The 17971-nt window shown below is 42.4% G+C and carries 17 protein-coding genes; 5 read left to right on the top strand and 12 right to left on the bottom strand.

Annotation, left to right across the window (positions count from 1 at the left end; genetic code table 11):
* Positions 1-482 precede the first annotated feature (482 nt).
* Both BN3769_RS07260 and BN3769_RS07255 read left to right on the top strand, forming a co-directional pair.
* On the top strand, positions 483-3023 hold the full coding sequence (locus BN3769_RS07260) for an ATP-dependent Clp protease ATP-binding subunit (protein ID WP_068469082.1): 2541 nt from the start codon (positions 483-485) through the stop codon (positions 3021-3023).
* A 60-nt stretch (positions 3024-3083) separates the two neighbouring features.
* Complete coding sequence (locus BN3769_RS07255) at positions 3084-3665, top strand: class I SAM-dependent methyltransferase (protein WP_068469080.1); 582 nt, start codon at positions 3084-3086, stop codon at positions 3663-3665.
* A 94-nt stretch (positions 3666-3759) separates the two neighbouring features.
* Here BN3769_RS07255 and BN3769_RS07250 read toward each other — a convergent pair whose 3' ends face one another.
* Positions 3760-4665 (bottom strand): F-box-like domain-containing protein, encoded by a 906-nt coding sequence (locus tag BN3769_RS07250; RefSeq protein WP_068469078.1) that lies wholly within the window; start codon positions 4663-4665, stop codon positions 3760-3762.
* Between the two features lie 607 nt (positions 4666-5272).
* Between BN3769_RS07250 and BN3769_RS07240 the strand changes: the two genes are divergently transcribed.
* Positions 5273-5848 carry an SGNH/GDSL hydrolase family protein gene (locus BN3769_RS07240; RefSeq protein ID WP_068469074.1) on the top strand — a complete coding sequence of 192 codons (576 nt, stop codon included), beginning with the start codon at positions 5273-5275 and terminating at the stop codon, positions 5846-5848.
* Between the two features lie 187 nt (positions 5849-6035).
* Here BN3769_RS07240 and BN3769_RS07235 read toward each other — a convergent pair whose 3' ends face one another.
* The 10 genes from BN3769_RS07235 to rnc form a co-directional block, all read right to left on the bottom strand.
* Complete coding sequence (locus BN3769_RS07235; RefSeq protein WP_068469072.1) at positions 6036-6764, bottom strand: PTS sugar transporter subunit IIA; 729 nt, start codon at positions 6762-6764, stop codon at positions 6036-6038.
* A 76-nt stretch (positions 6765-6840) separates the two neighbouring features.
* Entirely contained in the window at positions 6841-7296 is a 456-nt protein-coding gene (locus BN3769_RS07230; protein ID WP_068469070.1) for a PTS sugar transporter subunit IIA, read from the bottom strand.
* Positions 7297-7314: 18 nt separating this feature from the next.
* Positions 7315-7767, bottom strand: a complete 453-nt coding sequence (gene dut / locus BN3769_RS07225; protein WP_068469068.1) for a dUTP diphosphatase — start codon at positions 7765-7767, stop codon at positions 7315-7317.
* Between the two features lie 17 nt (positions 7768-7784).
* Positions 7785-8720 (bottom strand): acetyl-CoA carboxylase, carboxyltransferase subunit beta, encoded by a 936-nt coding sequence (accD, locus tag BN3769_RS07220; protein ID WP_079989461.1) that lies wholly within the window; start codon positions 8718-8720, stop codon positions 7785-7787.
* A 563-nt stretch (positions 8721-9283) separates the two neighbouring features.
* Positions 9284-10834, bottom strand: a complete 1551-nt coding sequence (locus tag BN3769_RS07215; protein WP_068469066.1) for a WD40 repeat domain-containing protein — start codon at positions 10832-10834, stop codon at positions 9284-9286.
* A 228-nt stretch (positions 10835-11062) separates the two neighbouring features.
* Positions 11063-11692 (bottom strand): superoxide dismutase, encoded by a 630-nt coding sequence (locus BN3769_RS07210; protein ID WP_068469064.1) that lies wholly within the window; start codon positions 11690-11692, stop codon positions 11063-11065.
* A 67-nt stretch (positions 11693-11759) separates the two neighbouring features.
* On the bottom strand, positions 11760-12452 hold the full coding sequence (locus tag BN3769_RS07205) for a uroporphyrinogen-III synthase (RefSeq protein ID WP_068469062.1): 693 nt from the start codon (positions 12450-12452) through the stop codon (positions 11760-11762).
* The gene (locus tag BN3769_RS07200; RefSeq protein WP_079989460.1) at positions 12442-13140 is read right to left on the bottom strand and encodes a hydroxymethylbilane synthase; all 699 of its coding nucleotides are present in this window, start codon (positions 13138-13140) and stop codon (positions 12442-12444) included. Before BN3769_RS07200 ends, BN3769_RS07205 begins: the two co-directional genes overlap by 11 nt.
* Entirely contained in the window at positions 13124-14494 is a 1371-nt protein-coding gene (radA, locus tag BN3769_RS07195) for a DNA repair protein RadA (protein ID WP_068469061.1), read from the bottom strand. The genes BN3769_RS07200 and radA overlap by 17 nt, the downstream gene beginning before the upstream one ends.
* Before the next feature lie 23 nt (positions 14495-14517).
* A complete protein-coding gene (gene rnc / locus BN3769_RS07190) occupies positions 14518-15237 on the bottom strand; it encodes a ribonuclease III (RefSeq protein WP_068469059.1) in 720 nt (239 codons plus the stop codon).
* Positions 15238-15324: 87 nt separating this feature from the next.
* Here rnc and BN3769_RS07185 point away from each other — a divergent pair, with 87 nt between their 5' ends.
* The gene (locus BN3769_RS07185; protein ID WP_068469058.1) at positions 15325-16053 is read left to right on the top strand and encodes a hypothetical protein; all 729 of its coding nucleotides are present in this window, start codon (positions 15325-15327) and stop codon (positions 16051-16053) included.
* Positions 16054-16764, top strand: coding sequence for a lipoate--protein ligase family protein (locus BN3769_RS07180; protein WP_068469055.1), 711 nt, complete (start codon positions 16054-16056; stop codon positions 16762-16764). It abuts the gene before it with no gap.
* Positions 16765-16775: 11 nt separating this feature from the next.
* On the opposite strand, the gene BN3769_RS07175 is transcribed toward BN3769_RS07180, so the two are convergent.
* Positions 16776-17282, bottom strand: a complete 507-nt coding sequence (locus BN3769_RS07175; RefSeq protein WP_079989459.1) for a phosphate-starvation-inducible PsiE family protein — start codon at positions 17280-17282, stop codon at positions 16776-16778.
* Positions 17283-17971: the final 689 nt, after the last annotated feature.

Genomic DNA, 17971 nt, shown 5'->3' with positions numbered 1-17971 from the left:
TAAATGTACTTCCTTTGAGATAGAGATTCTCTTATTTTTTCCTTTAAATTTTTGACCTGAGTTTTTGGGTTTATCTGTTTGGGATGTAGGGGGAAGGGGAGTGAGAGGCAAGGCTAGTTGATGGGCTTTGCTTGGCATCTTTCCTGGCCCATTCCTAAATTTCGAGCAAATAAATCCAAAAAATCAGGATATAAGTCATGAAAAACGGACGTTTGACCCTTAATCCTTAATCAATCGAGCTTAAGACCGGTAATTGAAGAATAGAGTCGAAGGGACGTAAAAAGTGACGGATATTGGTTAGCTTCACGGGCTGCCAAAGTATTTGCTGCTTCTGCTGGCAGATTTCACATTAAAAGATTAGCTTTATAAATCTCGGTTCTTTTAATGTTTTTTTTTGCAAAAAATAGACATGCAATCTAAATTGAAACAAAGTTAGCCGAAGCATTTACCTCGATATTTCATAAAAAAAAAGTGAGTTCGACATGTTTGATAAATTCACTAACCGAGCTAAGCAAGTCATTAAATTAGCTAAAAAAGAAGCTCAGCGTCTTAATCACAACTACTTGGGAACCGAACATGTTCTTCTAGGCCTGCTTAAATTAGGTCAAGGTGTAGCTGTCAATGTCCTGCGTAACTTAAATATTGATTTTGAGACTGTCCGCACTGAAGTTGAAAAGCTTGTTGGCTATGGACCTGAGATTCAAGTCTATGGCGATCCAGCTTTGACTGGTAAAGTGAAAAAAGTGTTTGAATTTGCCAATGAAGAAGCGGCTAATCTTAATCACAATTATGTGGGAACAGAGCATCTTTTATTAGGCTTGCTTAGGCAAACAGATGGAGTGGCGGCCCAAGTTCTAGAGAACTTGAATGTGAACTTGAAAGAAGTGCGCAAAGAGGTCTTAAAAGAGCTTGAGACATTTAACTTGCAGCTTCCTCCCATCAGCGGATCAGGAGTAGGGCCGCAAGGGCAAACGCCTAGCGGGCAGAACAAGCCTCCTTATGATAAGGCTGCTCAAGCCGGCACAAATGATAAAATGCCGGCCCTTAAAGCGTATGGCCATGATTTGACAGAGATGTGCCGGGAAGGCAAGATGGATCCTGTCATTGGGCGCAAGGAAGAGATTGAGCGCCTCATTTTAATTTTATGTCGCCGCCGCAAGAACAATCCTGTTTTAGTAGGAGAGGCCGGGGTTGGTAAGACAGCAATTGTAGAAGGCTTGGCTCAGGCCATTGTAAAGGGAGATGTCCCGGATACGCTGCGCAAGAAGCGGCTGATCACGCTTGATTTGGCTTTAATGATTGCGGGAACAAAGTATCGCGGTCAATTTGAAGAGCGCATTAAAGCGGTGATGGATGAGATCAAGAAGAATGGCAATGTCTTGCTTTTCATCGACGAATTGCACACGATCGTCGGGGCTGGAGCGGCCGAAGGCGCTATCGATGCCTCCAACATTTTAAAGCCGGCTTTATCGCGCGGAGAGCTCCAATGTATTGGAGCCACGACGATTGATGAATACCGCAAGCACATCGAAAAAGATGCGGCCTTGGAACGTCGTTTTCAGAAAATTATGATTGCGCCTCCAAGCGTCGAAGAAACCATTGAAATATTAAATGGCCTTAAGCCTGAATATGAAAGACACCATAAGGTCATCTTTACTAATCAGGCGATTCAAGCGGCCGCTATCTTATCCGATCGCTATATCCATGGCCGATTCCTGCCAGATAAGGCGATTGACTTGATCGACGAAGCTGGCGCTAAGATGCGTATTTCCATGATGAATCAACCTCAAGACATCAGTAAGTTTGAGGCTGAGATCGAAGCGACGCGCTTGGCAAAAGAGGAATCCATCAGCAAACAGGAGTATGAAAAGGCTGCTAAGTTGCGCGATAAGGAAAAGACCCTGCGCGAGCAATTGCAGCAGATCCGCGCTGAATGGGAGATCAATAAAGAAGAGCACGAAGTCATTGTCGAAGATGAAGACGTGGCAAGCGTTATTGCTAAGCAGACGGGGATTCCGTTAAATCGCTTGACGGAGGGAGAACTGCAAAAAGTTCTCAAAATGGAGGACATCTTGCGCGAGAATATCATCGGGCAGGAAGACGCCATCAAGACGGTGTGCCGGGCAATTAGGCGTAGCCGTGCGGATATTAAAGATCCCAATCGCCCCATTGGAGCTTTCCTCTTTTTAGGTCCAACAGGAGTTGGAAAGACGCTATTGGCTAGGCTATTGGCCATTAATATGTTTGGCGGCGAAGATGCTCTCATCCAAGTCGATATGTCCGAATACATGGAGAAATTTGCCGTCAGCCGTATGACGGGATCTCCTCCCGGTTATGTCGGACATGAAGAGGGCGGTCAATTGACTGAACAGGTGCGCCAGCGTCCTTATTCCGTTGTTTTATTCGACGAAATAGAGAAAGCGCATCCCGATGTCATGGACCTGCTCTTGCAAATCTTAGAAGAAGGCCGTCTGACGGACTCCTTTGGAAGAAAAGTTGATTTTCGCAATACGATCATCATCATGACATCCAATTTGGGAGCGGACCTTATTAAGAAAAGTACAGAGATCGGTTTTGGAGCGGTTGAAAGTACGCTCGATTACGATCGCATCAAAGAGAAAATTGAAAGCGAAGTGAAAAAGCGCTTTAAGCCAGAGTTTCTCAATCGTCTTAACGATGTGGTGATCTTCCATCCGCTTAATCGTGATAACTTACTGCAAGTGATTTCTTTAGAAATCAACAAACTGCAAAAACGCTTGGGCAAGCGGGAAATGTATATCACTTTAGACGAAGAGGCCAAGAACTTCTTAGTGGATAAAGGATTCCAAGTAGAGATGGGAGCCCGTCCATTAAGACGCACCATTGAGCAATACCTTGAAGATCCATTGGCTGAAAAGATGCTCATGAATCCCAATGAAGGCCGCCGCTGCCTGGTGACGGTTGAAAATGGAGAGATCAAATTTATTGATGAAGAAATTTTTCCAATTACTAAGCAGAAAACGCCTGCTTCATCTTCTAAATAAAAAGCTGGAAGAGAGCTTGCCTTGAGCTCTCTTCCTTTTGATCCATAGGCAAAGGCGGTTATGGATAGTTCTTTTCCCGAGCCTTATCGTTCGATTCGCGACCTTCCCTTTGACGACCATGGTTGGTTTTACAATCACATTCCCCTCCAGCTTTGCTTAGCTGTCAAGCCAGCTCGGACAGTTATTGAAGTGGGATCTTGGCTTGGCTCGTCCACGCGTTTCATTGCGTCTTTATTGCCTGAAGAGGGGAAGGTCTATGCCATTGATACTTGGCGAGGATCACCGAACGAACCGATTCACATGCAAGATCCACGCCTACCTCATCTCTATCAATTATTTTTATCTAACGTTAAGCAGGCTGGATTGGCGCACAAGATTGTCCCTATCCGGATGGAGTCTCTAGAAGCGGCCGAAGCATTGAATGTGCAAGCCGACCTCATTTACTTAGATGCCGCCCATGATACGCCAAGCGTCTATGAAGATATTATGGCATGGCATCCGCATTTAGCCGATCACGGAATTTTATGCGGGGATGACTTTGACTGGGAATCCGTCCGGATTGCCGTCATCAAAACAGCTGCCATTTTAAAGAAGAGGATTGCCTATTACCGCCGTTTTTGGTGGTTTGAAGACCAGACTTGAATGCTAAGAGGGTATATTAAAACTGTTCAGTCGTTATAAATTTGCAAGTAGGGCAGGGCGGAAAGAGGCTGGCCATCGCTGCTAGGGTCTTATTCTATTCGCTAAATAAAAAGGCGATTTTCTCAGTCTCACATCCTTTTACTGTCAGGCGTACATACAATTCGCCGCGCTCAAAGCCTCCCATTTTGGAATCAATCAATTTGCCTATTTCGATTGCTTTTTCCAATTCATTTTGTTCTATATAAAAAAAAGCTGCGCGGTAAAAAATATAGCTTTTGGCTCTTTCATCGGTTTCAATGATTTTTGCTATAGCAATAGCCCGCTCTATTTTTTTCTTGCCTATATAGAAAAACGCAATCTCTTGCCTCATTTTATTGCGGGCTAGGGGATCTTTTAGCTCAGAGACTGCAGCTAATGCCTGTTCTGGCAGCTCTAGTTGAATGCATTCATTAATAAATAATATAAGGCCATTATCGCTGCTTTCAAAACGCGGTAAATGGGTGATGCGTTTAGCTATTTCTTGAGCGTGATTCAAATGACTTTTTCCTATATAGCTAAGAAGAAGATGCGCTTTTATTCCTTCTTCTAAAGGGCGGCTTAATGCAGAAGAATGCTCATGAATCATCGAATACATGGACCAGATTGTACGTCTATTGCAAGCCATATGCTTAAAATTATTCTCAACCTTTGCTTCAAGTTCTTCATTGGTAATGGTTAAATAGGCGCTGGCTTGCTGAGCACATTTCTCGATTTCTTTCCAATTCTCCATCTTCCAGTCTGTCATCTTTTGCCTAATCTTATTTCCCCAGGCGGCTTTAATATTTGTCTGAAAGGGAAGGCCTGTCAGTCTAGCTAATGGTCGCCAAATCGCATCATCTCGGCTTATGCGCTGTAATTGCTTATTTGCACCCGCCAATCGAACAAGATCCGGTCGGTCTAAAAAGGATGTAACATTAAAAATAAGTTCTTCGGGAAAATCACAAAAATTTAAATTATGCATTAAAACCTCTTAAAGTATTGATTTTTATAAACTTATATTCAATCTATTTTAATTCATTGAATATTATTTAATTAGTAAAATGTTGTTAATTTGTTAATTAAATAATATTTATTTTTTTTGATTTGTTGTTTGTTTTATTGATAAAAACAAATAAGTTTAAAACTAAGTCTACCTTTTTATTCAAAAGGTCTTGATGGAATTGAAGGCTCTTTCGAGGGGAGAGTGGAATTAGCAATTCGACTACCGTCGTAGTCATGTTCTACAGAATTATGGGAAGAAATTTTAGGTGTCTTCTCTTTTGCAGCCTGAAATGTCTCTATTTTTATTTCAAGTCTGAAGGACTCTTTCAAAGAGACTTCTTGGAAGAAAAGGAAAGAAGGAAACGCAGTTGCAATTTTTTTTAAGGGACAATATAAAAGAAGATCCTCAATTTTTTTCTCTAGGAAAAGAGAATAAAGGATGGGGTGTAAAATCATCTTTTTGCCTAAAGCATATGCCAATGATGAATTTCATCTTCCCTTAATTAAATCGCTTTTCCGAAGATCAATAAGCGATCGAGAAAATTTATAAAAACAGTGGCAGATTTATACCAAGCAAGAAGAATGGCATGAGAAAACTATTATTATTTCTATTTATGTTTCCCTTTACCTTATTTGCCGCAACGAAAGTGGGGATCATTGGAGATTCCATTTCTGTGGAAACAGGAGTCAGCTACGTGGATTTCTTAAAAGAAAGGTTAGCTGCAGAGGGTAAACAGGTAGAAATCATCAATCGCTCCTTTAGCGGAGCTAAATCGGATACGGCCATGCAAATTGCTGTGGGGCTTATCACAAAAGAAAGGCCGGATTATATCCTTATTTTTTTGGGGATTAATGATGCGGGTTGCAATACCTCTCAAGACATTTTGCAGCATAACTTTGAGGAAGCGTTTTCTAAAATTGGAACAAATTGCAAGAAGGTAATCTTAGGTGGGGTGAATTGTGAAAGGGTTAATTCTTCTTATAATATAATTTTAGTGCAAACATACCTTCATTTAATCGAGAGGTATCATCCGCATGCAGTTGTTCTTCTCCCGGAAGAGGTTTTGCCCTATACAATCGACGGAATCCATCCCAATCCTATAGGAGCGCGAATGATCGCCAATAATCTTTATTATGCTCTGCAGGAAGTCGGTGTCTTTTAGATCTTAGTTCAAATAAAGAGGTGACACCCTTTTACATCTCTTAACAGGATTCCCTCAATCGAATAAAGGGCATTAAACCAAGTAAGGTGGAATAGGAGGCAAGGGCAAGGATGGAAAAAGTTTGAGGGCTTGTCACTGGTTAGACAGGCTTGTCAGTCCTCTTCCTGATCCAGAATGGTTAAAGCGATCATGCGTGCGCTTTGGCGATAGAGCCTTCCCATTCCTTGATAAAATGAAGCAATTTTTCTTTTTCGGGTTTGGTCTGAAATAACTCTAAGGCTGCTGGCTGGCTGCTCAGGTGGGCAATTTTGGCTAAAAGGTGTAAGTGGCGTTTATCTTCGCACGCAAACAAGAAGAAAAGGGTATGAACAGGCTTGCCATCCAAAGCCCCATATTCGAGAGGTTCTTTTAAAAAGACGGGGATGACCACATCATGATGAGCGTCTAAGAGAGAATCGCGCGTATGGGGGACTGCAATTCCATTATTGAGGGCCGTTGGCATCATATTTTCGCGATCGAGAAGAAGGTCTGTCATCACATCGGCATCGACATGCAGATGTTTGGCGACCTTTTTCATGGTCGTTCGGATGATATCTTCTTTCGTTTGACCAGAGATATGATGAAGCACCTCGCCTTTATGAATGGCGCGAAAGAGGCTGAATTGCTTGCTTCCGCCTGAAGCGGGCATTTTTTTTATAGGCACAGAAATTTCGATGTCTTTTTTTTGGGTAAAAGGAGAGGCTCCATAACTCTTATCTAGCTTATGAGCCATTACCCAGCTTTCAATTTCAGTACGAGAAAAATAATAATGTTGATTAATTCGATAAGTCGGAATTTTACCATCCGTAATCCAACGGCGAATGGTTGTTTCCGATACATTTAATAAATCTGCAACATCCTTAATTTTTAGATCCATACTTACACTCTTTGGCTATCAAAACAATAAAAGCAGCTTTGAATGATCTTATACCTATTTTAGTTAATATGATCTATCAAATTGTTTGAAATAATTCAATAATATCGGTTGGATCCGTAGAATTTAACAATTTTTTCCGTTTATCTTCATCCTTGATGGCTTGAGTTAAACTTGATAATAACTGCAAGTATTCTGTTTGTTTATCATCCGGTCCTCCAATCATGAAAATAAGACGGACGGGCGCTTCATCTAAGGCTTGCCAATCTACGGGTTTTTGTAAAATTCCAATAGCAATAAAAAAGTGGTCATAGGCTGGCAGTTTGGCATGCGGAATGGCTACACCCATTCCAATTCCCGTTGAAACAATTTTCTCTCTTTCAATGATCGCTCGATAAAAAAGCTCTTCATCTTTTAATTTGCCTGCTTGATAAATCACGTGAACGAGCTGGTGGAGGGCGCTGTCTCGATGATCGGCATTCAAGAAAACGATGAGCCGAGGATCCATGTAATGGGAAAGTGGCATTTTCATCATGATTTAACTCTATTTACTTTAACCCGTATGTCCAAAGCCTCCCATGCCACGTTGAGTGAGGGCAAGTTCGGATGAAAGCACGAAATTAGCTTTTAAAACTGGGGCCAAAATAAGTTGGGCAATGCGCATGCCTGGCGTGATGGTAAATTCCTGGGTCCCATGATTGATTAAAATAACTTTAATTTCTCCGCGGTAATCAGCATCGATTGTACCGGGCGTGTTTAACACGGTAATTTGATGTTTAAGAGCCAATCCGCTTCTTGGGCGAACTTGGATCTCATATCCTTCCGGTATAGCGACACGCATGCCTGTTGGAACTAGGGCTGATTGTCCGGGAGGGATAATAAGGGGCTCTTTCAAATACGCTTTGACATCCGCGCCGGCAGCGCCAGAAGTCATATAAAAGGGCAATAATTCTTCATCTTCAATTAAAGTGGGAATATCCAATGTGCCTTGGGATTTATCGTGCATAAGACTTACTCGTTAAATTAAAATTTTGATTCTTTTGAGAGGGAAGATTTTTTATTGGAAAGTTTATTAAGAGAGGAATTGGAATGATTATTGAGTTCTCCTTCTTCTAAAGGATTGCCTTTTAAGAAATCGATTAACTCCGATAATTTTTGCTTCAGCTCTTGCCGTTTAACAATGCAATCAATCATTCCATGCTGAAGTAAAAATTCGGATTTCTGTGCTCCTGGTGGAAGTTGCTGACCAATTGTTTGTTCGATGACCCGTGGCCCCGCAAAGCAAATTAACGCGTTGGGCTCGGCAATAATAATATCTCCCAAAGAGGCAAACGAGGCTGTTACTCCGCCTGTGGTTGGATTAGTCAATACAGAAATATAAGGCAGGCCCGCTTCATGCATTTTAGCTAAAGCAGCAGAGGTTTTGGCCATTTGCATTAAGGATAAGATCGACTCTTGCATGCGGGCTCCACCTGATGTGGAAACAATCACCAAGGGCAAGCGTTCGTGAATGGCAAGCTCAATCAAGCGGGTTAGCCGTTCACCTACAACCGATCCCATTGAGCCACCCATGAAATTAAAGTCTAACACGCCTAAAGCGATTTTGTGTTTATTGAGCAGGCATGTCCCCACAACGACAGCTTCATTATGGCCCGATTTCTCTTGAGCGCTTGCTAAGCGATTGGGATAAGGTTCCGTATCGACAAATTTTAGGGAGTCGATAGGCTGAAGATTATTGAATAAGGGTTCGAAAGTGTCGGCATCGCTCAAACTTTTAATGCGCTCGTCGGTTGGAAGGCGATAGTGATAGTCGCATTTCGGACAACAATTTTGATTTTGCTCTAGTTCATTGGTATGAATCAGCTCATTGCAATGCGTACATTTAAGCCAGCCGCTAAATCCATCCTTTTTAGTCGTTTGAATTTTAATTTTTGGCTTATCTCTAGAGAATAATCCCATCGTGAACTCTTGTTTTATGAATGTTTGACTTTTATTAATCAGAAATTTGAATAAAGGTGTCTTTAACGCTGAATAATAAAAGTTTAGAACAAATATCTATGCTTTTATCGACAAGCTAGGGCATATCTGCCTTTAAAAGGGTGTATTCAAACCCATACTAACCTCAAATATAGGTCATTAGCGTTTTTAATACACCTTCTAATAGATTGTCTGTATTTGCGCGTTTTTTTGACTAGATTAAATCAATTGAATCAAAACAAAGTAATATTAATCGACACGGCGGAATAATACAAGAGCTTTTCAATAATAGGCACTTAGAAGGTTTAATAACCTGAGTTTGGCGTTTTTTTATCCTTTGGACTGACGGGAAAAGCTCTTGCCATTGTTCATTTCCGAGACTTTGACGCAGTCGAAAGAGCAAAAACTCCACACTCAAGTTAATAACCTAAAAAATGCCCACAGAATTAAATTCCTGATTCTCTATTTTTCAAAGTTCCGCTTTGCGAGAACTTTCTCATATAAAAGCCAGGCATCAAATTATGGGATGCCTGTCAGACAAGCTCTTATGGATTGGATAAATTTATTTGCTTTATTTCCCCATTTTTCAATCCATAAACCAATTGACCATCTTTAAAATGAAGGCATGTAATAGAACAGTTTTCTTGTTGTAAAACCTCTTGCTTTGCAGTAGGCAGTCGCATGTCTACGACAGTTATATCTCCTCCTGATGTTCCGACTAAACAGGTGGTGGTGGAAGGAAGGACTGCTAAATCCACGATATCCCTATTTGAAAATACTGTATTTAACACACAATTTTGATTTAAGCGCGTATCTAAAAATTTAATTTCCTTTTTTTCCGCTCCTATCAATTCCTGAGGATTCAGAAATTGTACAGCGATAACTGTTCGCTGAAAGCGCCAATTTGTCCAATATTGAGTTTGCCTGTCTATATCCCAAAGTTGAACGGTGCGGGTGCTGCTTCCGCAGGCTAGATGAGGATATGAGAAATCTAAACTTTCAATTCTTCCATTAGGGCCTTGCAAAGTCACTTTTGGCTCAAAAGTATCCTTGTCATAGACATTCAAATGACCTTTGTTGCTTCCTATAAAGAAGTATTTATCTTTGAATTTTAATTTATATTCAGCTCCTAACAATTTATCGATTTTATAGTGGAATTGAACCTTGGATTCTTGTCCTTTTTCCTCTGTTTGGCTTTTCCATATTTGTATGGCTCCAGAAGAAGAGGAGGTCGCAAGAAGATCATCTTCGCAGTCCAAGTGGACGAACTGTTCATGTGGATCCGGCAAGCCATAACAGAAAAAAGCAGAGCTAGCTTCTCGATCTTTACTTTCATTGGAAATAAACATATTTTTTATGGTGCAAGCGACCAATCCATTTATCGTTTGCCTAATGCTAAGTATAGGGAAAAAAGAATTGCCATTGCCTAACTGACCATAAAGATGACTCTTAAGAGTTTCTTTCTTAGAGACAAGTATGTCAAAATCGAAAGAAAGAAGGTGAGAAATTTTTGCGTTCGTATCGACCGTGGATTTTTTCTCTGCCGAAGCGTGCAGCTCCTGTGTCGCCTTGCGTTTTTTCCTGCGCGCGGAGGTTGGAATAACAGGACCATAATCAACTTCATATAGTAGTTGAGCAAAAAGCTCTCCAATTCTTTCCTTTGCCAATTCAGTTTGCTCGATCTCTTGTAAGGATTGGAGGATGGATTTATTCTGAGGCAAGCCAAGCTGATTTCCGAACTCTTTCTTTAGGAGGGCTGTTCGTATCTCCTGCTTTTTTTCCCAAGCGGCTAATTCTTCGCAATTTAATGAAAGCTTGCATTTTACTTTTTCATGGAAATAGCAGTCTTTTTCCGATAGACCGGGAAAAATTGCCTTTGCTAATTTCATTAAAGTAAGAATCTCTTGTCTTTCCTCTATGAGGCTTTCAATTCTGAAAGGAAGCGTGTCTTTTACACAAGGGGTAAATTGATGGTGTTCTTTTAACACTTGCATAATTCGATGGATATTGTCTAAAGAATCGTGGCAAGAGACTTTAAGCTTGGGAAAAAAGCAAGAGGCTTCACGTGGATGACTACAGGCAGAAATAATATGCATAGATTATCCTATTAAAAAATTATAGATAGATAATAAAAAATAGAGAGGGGAAATAATAAGGAATGGGAATGATTTTTTAAAATTAAATAATTTAATAATTTTATTAAAAGAATTATTCTAACTATTCACATCAACTTATTAAAAAGAGTTAAGGGAAGGGAAAGGAGTTGAAGAAAAAATTAAAAGAGTGTGCACCCGCTAAAGAGGGTGCACTCAAGAGGAGAGAGTCTATTTAGATGCAGCTTTTTGATAGCGCTCGGCGACATTTTTCCAGTTTACAACTTGCCAGATGGCTTTGACATAATCAGCTCGGGCATTTTTATATTGAAGATAATAGGAATGTTCCCATACGTCAATGCCTAATAAGGGGACTAATCCTTTGGTGGAAAGAGGATCTTGGTTATCGCAAGTTGCCAAAGTTAGGGTGTTTTTATTTTTGTCATATCCTAACCATCCCCAGCCGGATCCTTGGATAGCAACTGCTTTGGTGCTGAGGTGGTCGATGAGCGTTTGTAAAGAGCCGAATTCGCGATTAATCGCATCTGCTAACGCTCCTTCTGGAGGGGCGCCGCCATCCTTATTTTTAGGAGAGAGGTTCGTCCAGAAAATGGAGTGATTAACATGGCCTCCTCCATTGAATTTAATTGCTGATTGCAGAGCAATCATAGCAGCTAAATCTTGCTTTTGTTGAGCGTCGGCATACTGTTCTAAGGCTTTATTGAGATTGTTGACATAGGCTTGGTGGTGCTTCGTATAATGCAATGTCATAATTTCTGCGCTGATGACAGGTTCTAAAGCGCCAAAATCGTAAGGAAGAGGGGGCAGTTGATACTGCTGAGAAGATCCTTGTTGAGTCATATCCACTCCTTTTAAAGATTGTTTTTTCTTAAATAGTCTCTTTGAATGGCATTTTGGCTTAAGAAGACTAATTAAGCAAGATCGAATTAGATTGTGAAAGATATGCTTTTAGGCAGGAGGCTGTTATAGGGCCAATCGGCGTTAATTGCTTATGCGCAGGAAGTGAACCGAAAATTTGCACAAAGGCCTTGACGGTCGATGGGCTAGTAAAAACAATTTCGTCAAAGGCGTCTACATCTGGCAAATAAGAGGGGTAATGAGGGAGCGTATCGTAAAGAAGGCAGTCTTGAAAGGCAATCTTGTGCCGGGAAAAGTAATTTTTTAAGACGGGGCGGGATTGAGCGGAATGGGGCCATAAAAAGAAAGCATCTTTTAAGGACATGGAATCCATCTCGTATAGAAGCCCCTCCGCCGTCTCTTCTTTGGCCACCCGCATGGGATGGATGCCGCATGCGGATAAATGAGCAGCGGTTGCGCGGCCAACAGCCAATGTGGATTTTTGGGCCCATTCTTGCAAAGAAAAGCCGAGCCGGCAAAGATAGTCTTGTAAAATGGGGATGGTGCTTTTAGAGGTCACGATGACATGTGTATACTGCGCAAATTGGCTAAGCACAGGCTGGATAGCCGGATCGCTTAGCGGGCGAGGGACGATCTCGATCAAGGGCACATGCGTGACGTTTCCCTTTCCTTGATAGTGATGCGGATCCAGGCCTGTGTAAAGGATCTGCTTGGAAGCAAAATCTTGGGGATCAGCTGCCATTTTTTCTGACGTCTAAACAGGCAAATAAGGTTCTCATTTCTTGGTCTCCTTCTAAGGCAACAACGGCTAGTTGACCTTGTCCTTCAGCCGTAGGGCCCGGCAAGCGAATGCGATTGAGATGCGTCAAGCCCAACCGGATGAGAGCCGCCTCGGCTACGACGACGCCATCCGCCTCTTTTCGTTCAAGCTTGGCCAAACGCTGTTCAATTGTGCCTCTCAGATCGCAAAAAGATAAGTCAGTTCTTAACAGTTTGACGCATTCTTCCCTTCGGGCAGAAGAAGTGGCAATGCAAGCCTGAGAAGGCAGACTCGCCAAGGTTTCGCCATCCCTTAGGACGAGCACATCAGCAGCGTCTACGCCTTTTGTCAGGCAAATGAGGGAAAGTCCTTTTGGAAGAGGGGCAGGCAAATCTTTTGCTGAATGAATGCCTAAGCGAAAATGCCCGGACAAGATGCCTAGATCAATTTCTTTGGTAAAAAAATCCGTTTTATCTAATGTGCGCAAAGAGGTGCTTTGGTCTTGGTCTCCTGTCGTCGATAAAAAGTGAACGATAAAATCAACTAAAGGGTGGTATTGCTGCAAGGCCTGCAGCACCTCTTTGACCTGTACCCGCGAAAGAGGGGAGGAACGCGCTCCCACCGGAATGGCCATTTGAATGACTGAAGCGTATTTATTTGAGCACTGCATCGACGGCCTCCTCCACAAATTCGACCCCTTGGATGGCGATTTTCTGACGGATATCGTCGGAAATGCCTTTGAGATTGCGTTTGGGGATAATGCAGCGGCGGAATCCCATGTGAATGGCCTCTTTCAGACGACTTTCTAAACGGGGCACGCTGCGCACTTCTCCTCCCAAACCCACTTCTCCGACGACGGTTGTTTCCGGATCGATGATGCGGTTGCGCATAGAAGAGGCGGAAGCGAGCAAAATTCCCAAGTCAATGGCCGGTTCGGTAATGCGCAATCCTCCAGCGACCGAAACAAAGACATCGCACTTGTGCAATTGGTAGCCCATGCGTTTTTCCAGAACAGCCAATAAGAGGGCCAGGCGGTTTTGGTCAAGCCCCGTACATCTGCGCGAGGGGGTGCTGAAAACTGTATCGGTGACAAGTGCTTGCACCTCGATTAAGATGGGGCGCGAGCCTTCTAAAGTCGGAATGATCACAGAACCGATTACCTCTTTGCGGCGCTCTTCCAAAAAGATTTCCGATGGATTGGGGACTTCGATTAAACCCGATTGCTTCATTTGAAAGACTGCAATCTCGTCAGTGGGGCCGAAGCGGTTCTTGACCACGCGGATCATGCGGTAGTTGTGCTGCTTGTCACCCTCGAAATAAAGCACAGTGTCAACTAAGTGCTCCAAGACGCGCGGGCCTGCAATTTCGCCGGACTTCGTAACGTGTCCGATCAAAAAAGTGGCAATGCCTCGTCCCTTGGCAAGGTGCATAAATTCTGTGGTCGTCTCGCGTACTTGAGAGACAGAGCCGGGGGCTGACGTGATTTCGCTTTTATAGACAATCTGGATAGAATCGACGATGAGAACATCCGGATTGAGCTGGTCAATTTGAGATTTAATCAAAGAGAAGTTGGTCTCGCAAAGCAGCAATAAATTATCCGTTTGGATGCCCAAACGCTGGGCTCGCAAAGACGTTTGCTCAACAGATTCTTCGCCGCAAATGTAAAGGACGATCAGACCTTGTTTGGCTAAAGCATAAGAAAGCTGAAGCATCAAAGTCGATTTGCCGATGCCGGGATCGCCTCCGACAAGGGTTAAGGAACCTGGCACAAGCCCGCCGCCGATCAAGCGATCGCATTCGCCGATATGCGTTAAAATGCGGGGGGTCTCTTGCAGTTTGACCTCTTGGAGCTTGACAGGCTTGCTCGTTGCCACCGGTTGCGCCTCAAAACGACGAGGCAAAGATGACATTTCTAACTCTTCATGAAAGGTATTCCATTGGGTACACGAGGGACATTGTCCCAGCCATTTGAGCTGTTTATGTCCGCATTCTGAACAGTACCAAACGCTTTTTTGTTTGGCCATGGCAAGCCGCTCCTTATTCAAAATTAAGAAAAAATCTCGGGAAGGTTGAATCGTGAAAGCGCATCGGCTGCGGCCGCTTGTTGAGCCTCTTTTTTTGAAGCTCCCGTGCCACGGCCTAATTCTTGCTGGTTGATGAGAACGGAAATTTGAAACACTTTGCTGTGGTCGGGGCCGGATTCTTGCAGAACATTATAGACGGGTGTTTGCTGATACTTTTTTTGGCAGTAGTCTTGAAGCAGCGCTTTCCAATTTCTCAAAGGGGTTGCTAGAATGGCTTCAATCTGTTTGGTGAAATTCGCAAAAATAAATTGCTTGGCGGCTTCAATGCCTCCGTCCAAATAAATTGCTCCAATGATCGCCTCAAAAAGATCGGCTAAAATGGATTCGCGCCCCCGTCCGTCATTCATTCTCTCGCCTTTCCCCAATAAAATGAAAGACGCAATATTGAGCGTCTGAATGTAACTGACGCACGAACTGGCTTCTACCAATCTGGAACGCAAATAAGACAATTGTCCCTCTGGCGTAGTCGGCAAATAGCGGTAAAGGTAATCGGAAATGAGCATGCCCAGAACGGCATCCCCTAGAAATTCCAAGCGTTCATTATGCTGAGTGATTTCTCGGTTTTCATTAATGAATGAGCGATGGACAAAAGCTAAAACAAGCAAAGAGCGATCTTTGAAAGAATAGCCTAACCGAGTCTCAATGACAGAAGCGTTTTGAATTAAATGTTCAATCTGATTCATGTAAAGTATTCTAGGCAACAATCTCTTTTTCTGCTAGCCTTATTATTGCTTTAAATAGACTTTTATTTATCTGATTAATTAGGACTTATGAAATTTGCTATAGCTAAAGAACATAAAAATTTCTTTCAAAAACAAGGAATGATCGAATTTGAAGGTTTTATTTCAAGCGATCAGCTCGCTTTATTTAATCAAGCGATCGATCAGGCATTGGAAAGCCGCATGGATATTCCAGCTGAAAGATTGCGATTGCAGTCTTCGGAAAATCTTTTCCTTCAAGGACGGGACTTATGGCGCGCTAATGAATCGCTCCGCAAGCTGGTTTGCCAGCCCCGCCTAGCGGAGATTGCCTCTGAGCTTATTGAGAAAAAGCCTTTGCGATTAGGCTATGACCAGCTTTTTCCGGCGCGCTATCAAGAAAAATTTTCACCCTCTCCTCAGCAACGCACTTATGCCCAATTTTTGGCTCAAACGACAAATTTGGAGACAATTAGCAGCTTGCAAGGCGTGGCATGCGGACTCATGCTTTGCCTCGGCGCGGCAGGCAATACCGTTAGGGAAAGCGAACCGGCCTTAGAGGGGCTAGATATTTTTCCCAGCAGTCCGGGACAAGCGATCTTTTTTCAGCCGCAAGCAATGGCTAATTTGGAATTTCTCTATGCGCATCCAGGGCATCGCTTTTATCTCATCGTTTATGCGCAGGCGTCTGCTTATTATCAATTGCAGCCGCAAGATCCGCATACGCATGCCTTGAAGCATTTAGGCTATGTTTTCAATGACAAGCTCAACGATAAACTCAATCCAATCGTCTATCGCTAAATGGGCTGGCAAGTCATCGATTCAGGCTCTCTTCCTCCCGGCCAAATTATGGCAAAAGATGAAGCGCTGCTCCATCAATTGGATAAGCAAAGCGATCCTATTTTGCATTTTTACGAATGGGACAGAGACTGCTTGACTTATGGCTATTTTACGGATCCAACACGTTATTTAGACCTAGATGCCATCGCTTCCCATAAGATAGAAATGGCCCGCCGTCCTACCGGCGGAGGGATCATTTTGCATTTAACGGACTTCGCCTTTTCCGTGTTGGTTCCAGCTTCCCATCCCCATTTTTCCTTGAATACTTTGGAAAATTATGCCTATGTCAATCAATGCATTGCCAAAGCTGTTGTCCTTTTTACCGGAAACCAAGTCCAACCGGAATTATTAGCCGAAGAGGAAAACTGCACAGCTGCCTGCCTAGGATTTTGCATGGCAAAGCCTACCCAATATGATTTAATTGTACAGGGGAAAAAAGTCGGGGGGGCTGCGCAGCGGCGCACCAAACAGGGATTTTTACATCAAGGCAGTCTTTCTTTGGCTTTTCCTCCTGCTTCCCTTTTAGAGTCTATCTTAAAGGATAAATCACAGGTGTTAGCCGCCATGCAGCAGCATACCTATCCCCTATTGGGAAAGGAATGGACTTTTTCTCAGCTTTATCTTGCCAGGCAGGAGTTGAAGCAGCTTATTCAAGCAGCTCTCCTAGCTTGATTTTTGAAAAACTAGCCTTCTATCTTTTGATTAGATTCATTTTCAAGCTTTTTATAGTGGGGCATGAGGGGACGATGGGCATGATTGATTAGCCAATATGCGATTCCTAAAGCCACAATGATCGCGCCCATGGCCAACATGTGAAACGCGGAGGTATGGGCATAGTCCAAGATGATAATCTTTCGCGCAATTGCCATCAAAGCCGTTGCAATGACCAGGCGCAAATGCCCCATGTCTTTGCGCAAATATAAAATAATATTGAGAAAGATTTCTATGGCAATCAAGACAACGAGAAAGCCGCCGAAAGCCTCCAAGAGGGAATCGATATTAATTAGGAGAAAAGGGGTCTCTTTAGCTTTCTGATATAAAATAAATGCGACATCTAAGATGGACCAAATAATCACCAAGGCCATCAAGCAAGCGAGGATTTTTAAGCCAAATAGCAGAAGCTTTTGCAAAAAATTGATGAAGGGGCTCTTCACTTCTAGAGGAAAATTGGTATCGCTATCGTCTTGCATGCCGGCTTCTTTTCCCTTATCTAATTGTTGAGCGAATGCTGTTTTAATGAATAATTAGAAATTCAATTTTTGAATTCGCTTTGATGTAAAGCTATTCCTTTACTGCGGTCTGTACATCTTACGCGATATAAATTTCTCCGCTATATTCCCAAATAACTCAAACTATAGGTTTTATCGAAGAGTAATTTATTGTGTGTAGCTTCAAGAAGGAATTTTACACAAGAAGAAAGACAAGGATATTTTAATTTTTTTTAATAAACAGTCGCGTTGAAAATCTTCCCTTCCCTCTCATTTTAGATGATCGGCAAGTGTTCAAGGATGGCCGGATGAGGAAAGCCTTCGTTCTAATATGCATTGAATTTTTCCTAAGCCCCTATTTGCTACATGTGAAGAGACTAACGAGACGGGTTGGCTTGTAAATCAACTTCTTGAGAATAAATCGGATTGATAAAAAATCAGGTTAAGAGAATTTAAATAAACGAAGGATATTATTTATTAATCATGCGGTTTTGAAAATTTAATAAAAAATAAATTAGTTGAAATGTTTCGCTTAAAATTTAATTTTTGAAAATTAAATTCTATAAGCAATTCGACGATAGGCTGTAAATCTTCGCTTGTCAAAAGACAATCTGTCTAAAATGATTTTGTAGGAAAGCCTATTTTTGATAAGATGACTCCTCTTGTAATTG

The organism is Candidatus Protochlamydia phocaeensis, assembly GCF_001545115.1.
In the GTDB taxonomy this organism is placed as follows: domain Bacteria; phylum Chlamydiota; class Chlamydiia; order Chlamydiales; family Parachlamydiaceae; genus Protochlamydia_A; species Protochlamydia_A phocaeensis.
Note: the sequence above shows the minus strand (reverse complement) of the source record. Positions and strands in the feature narration are given on the sequence as shown.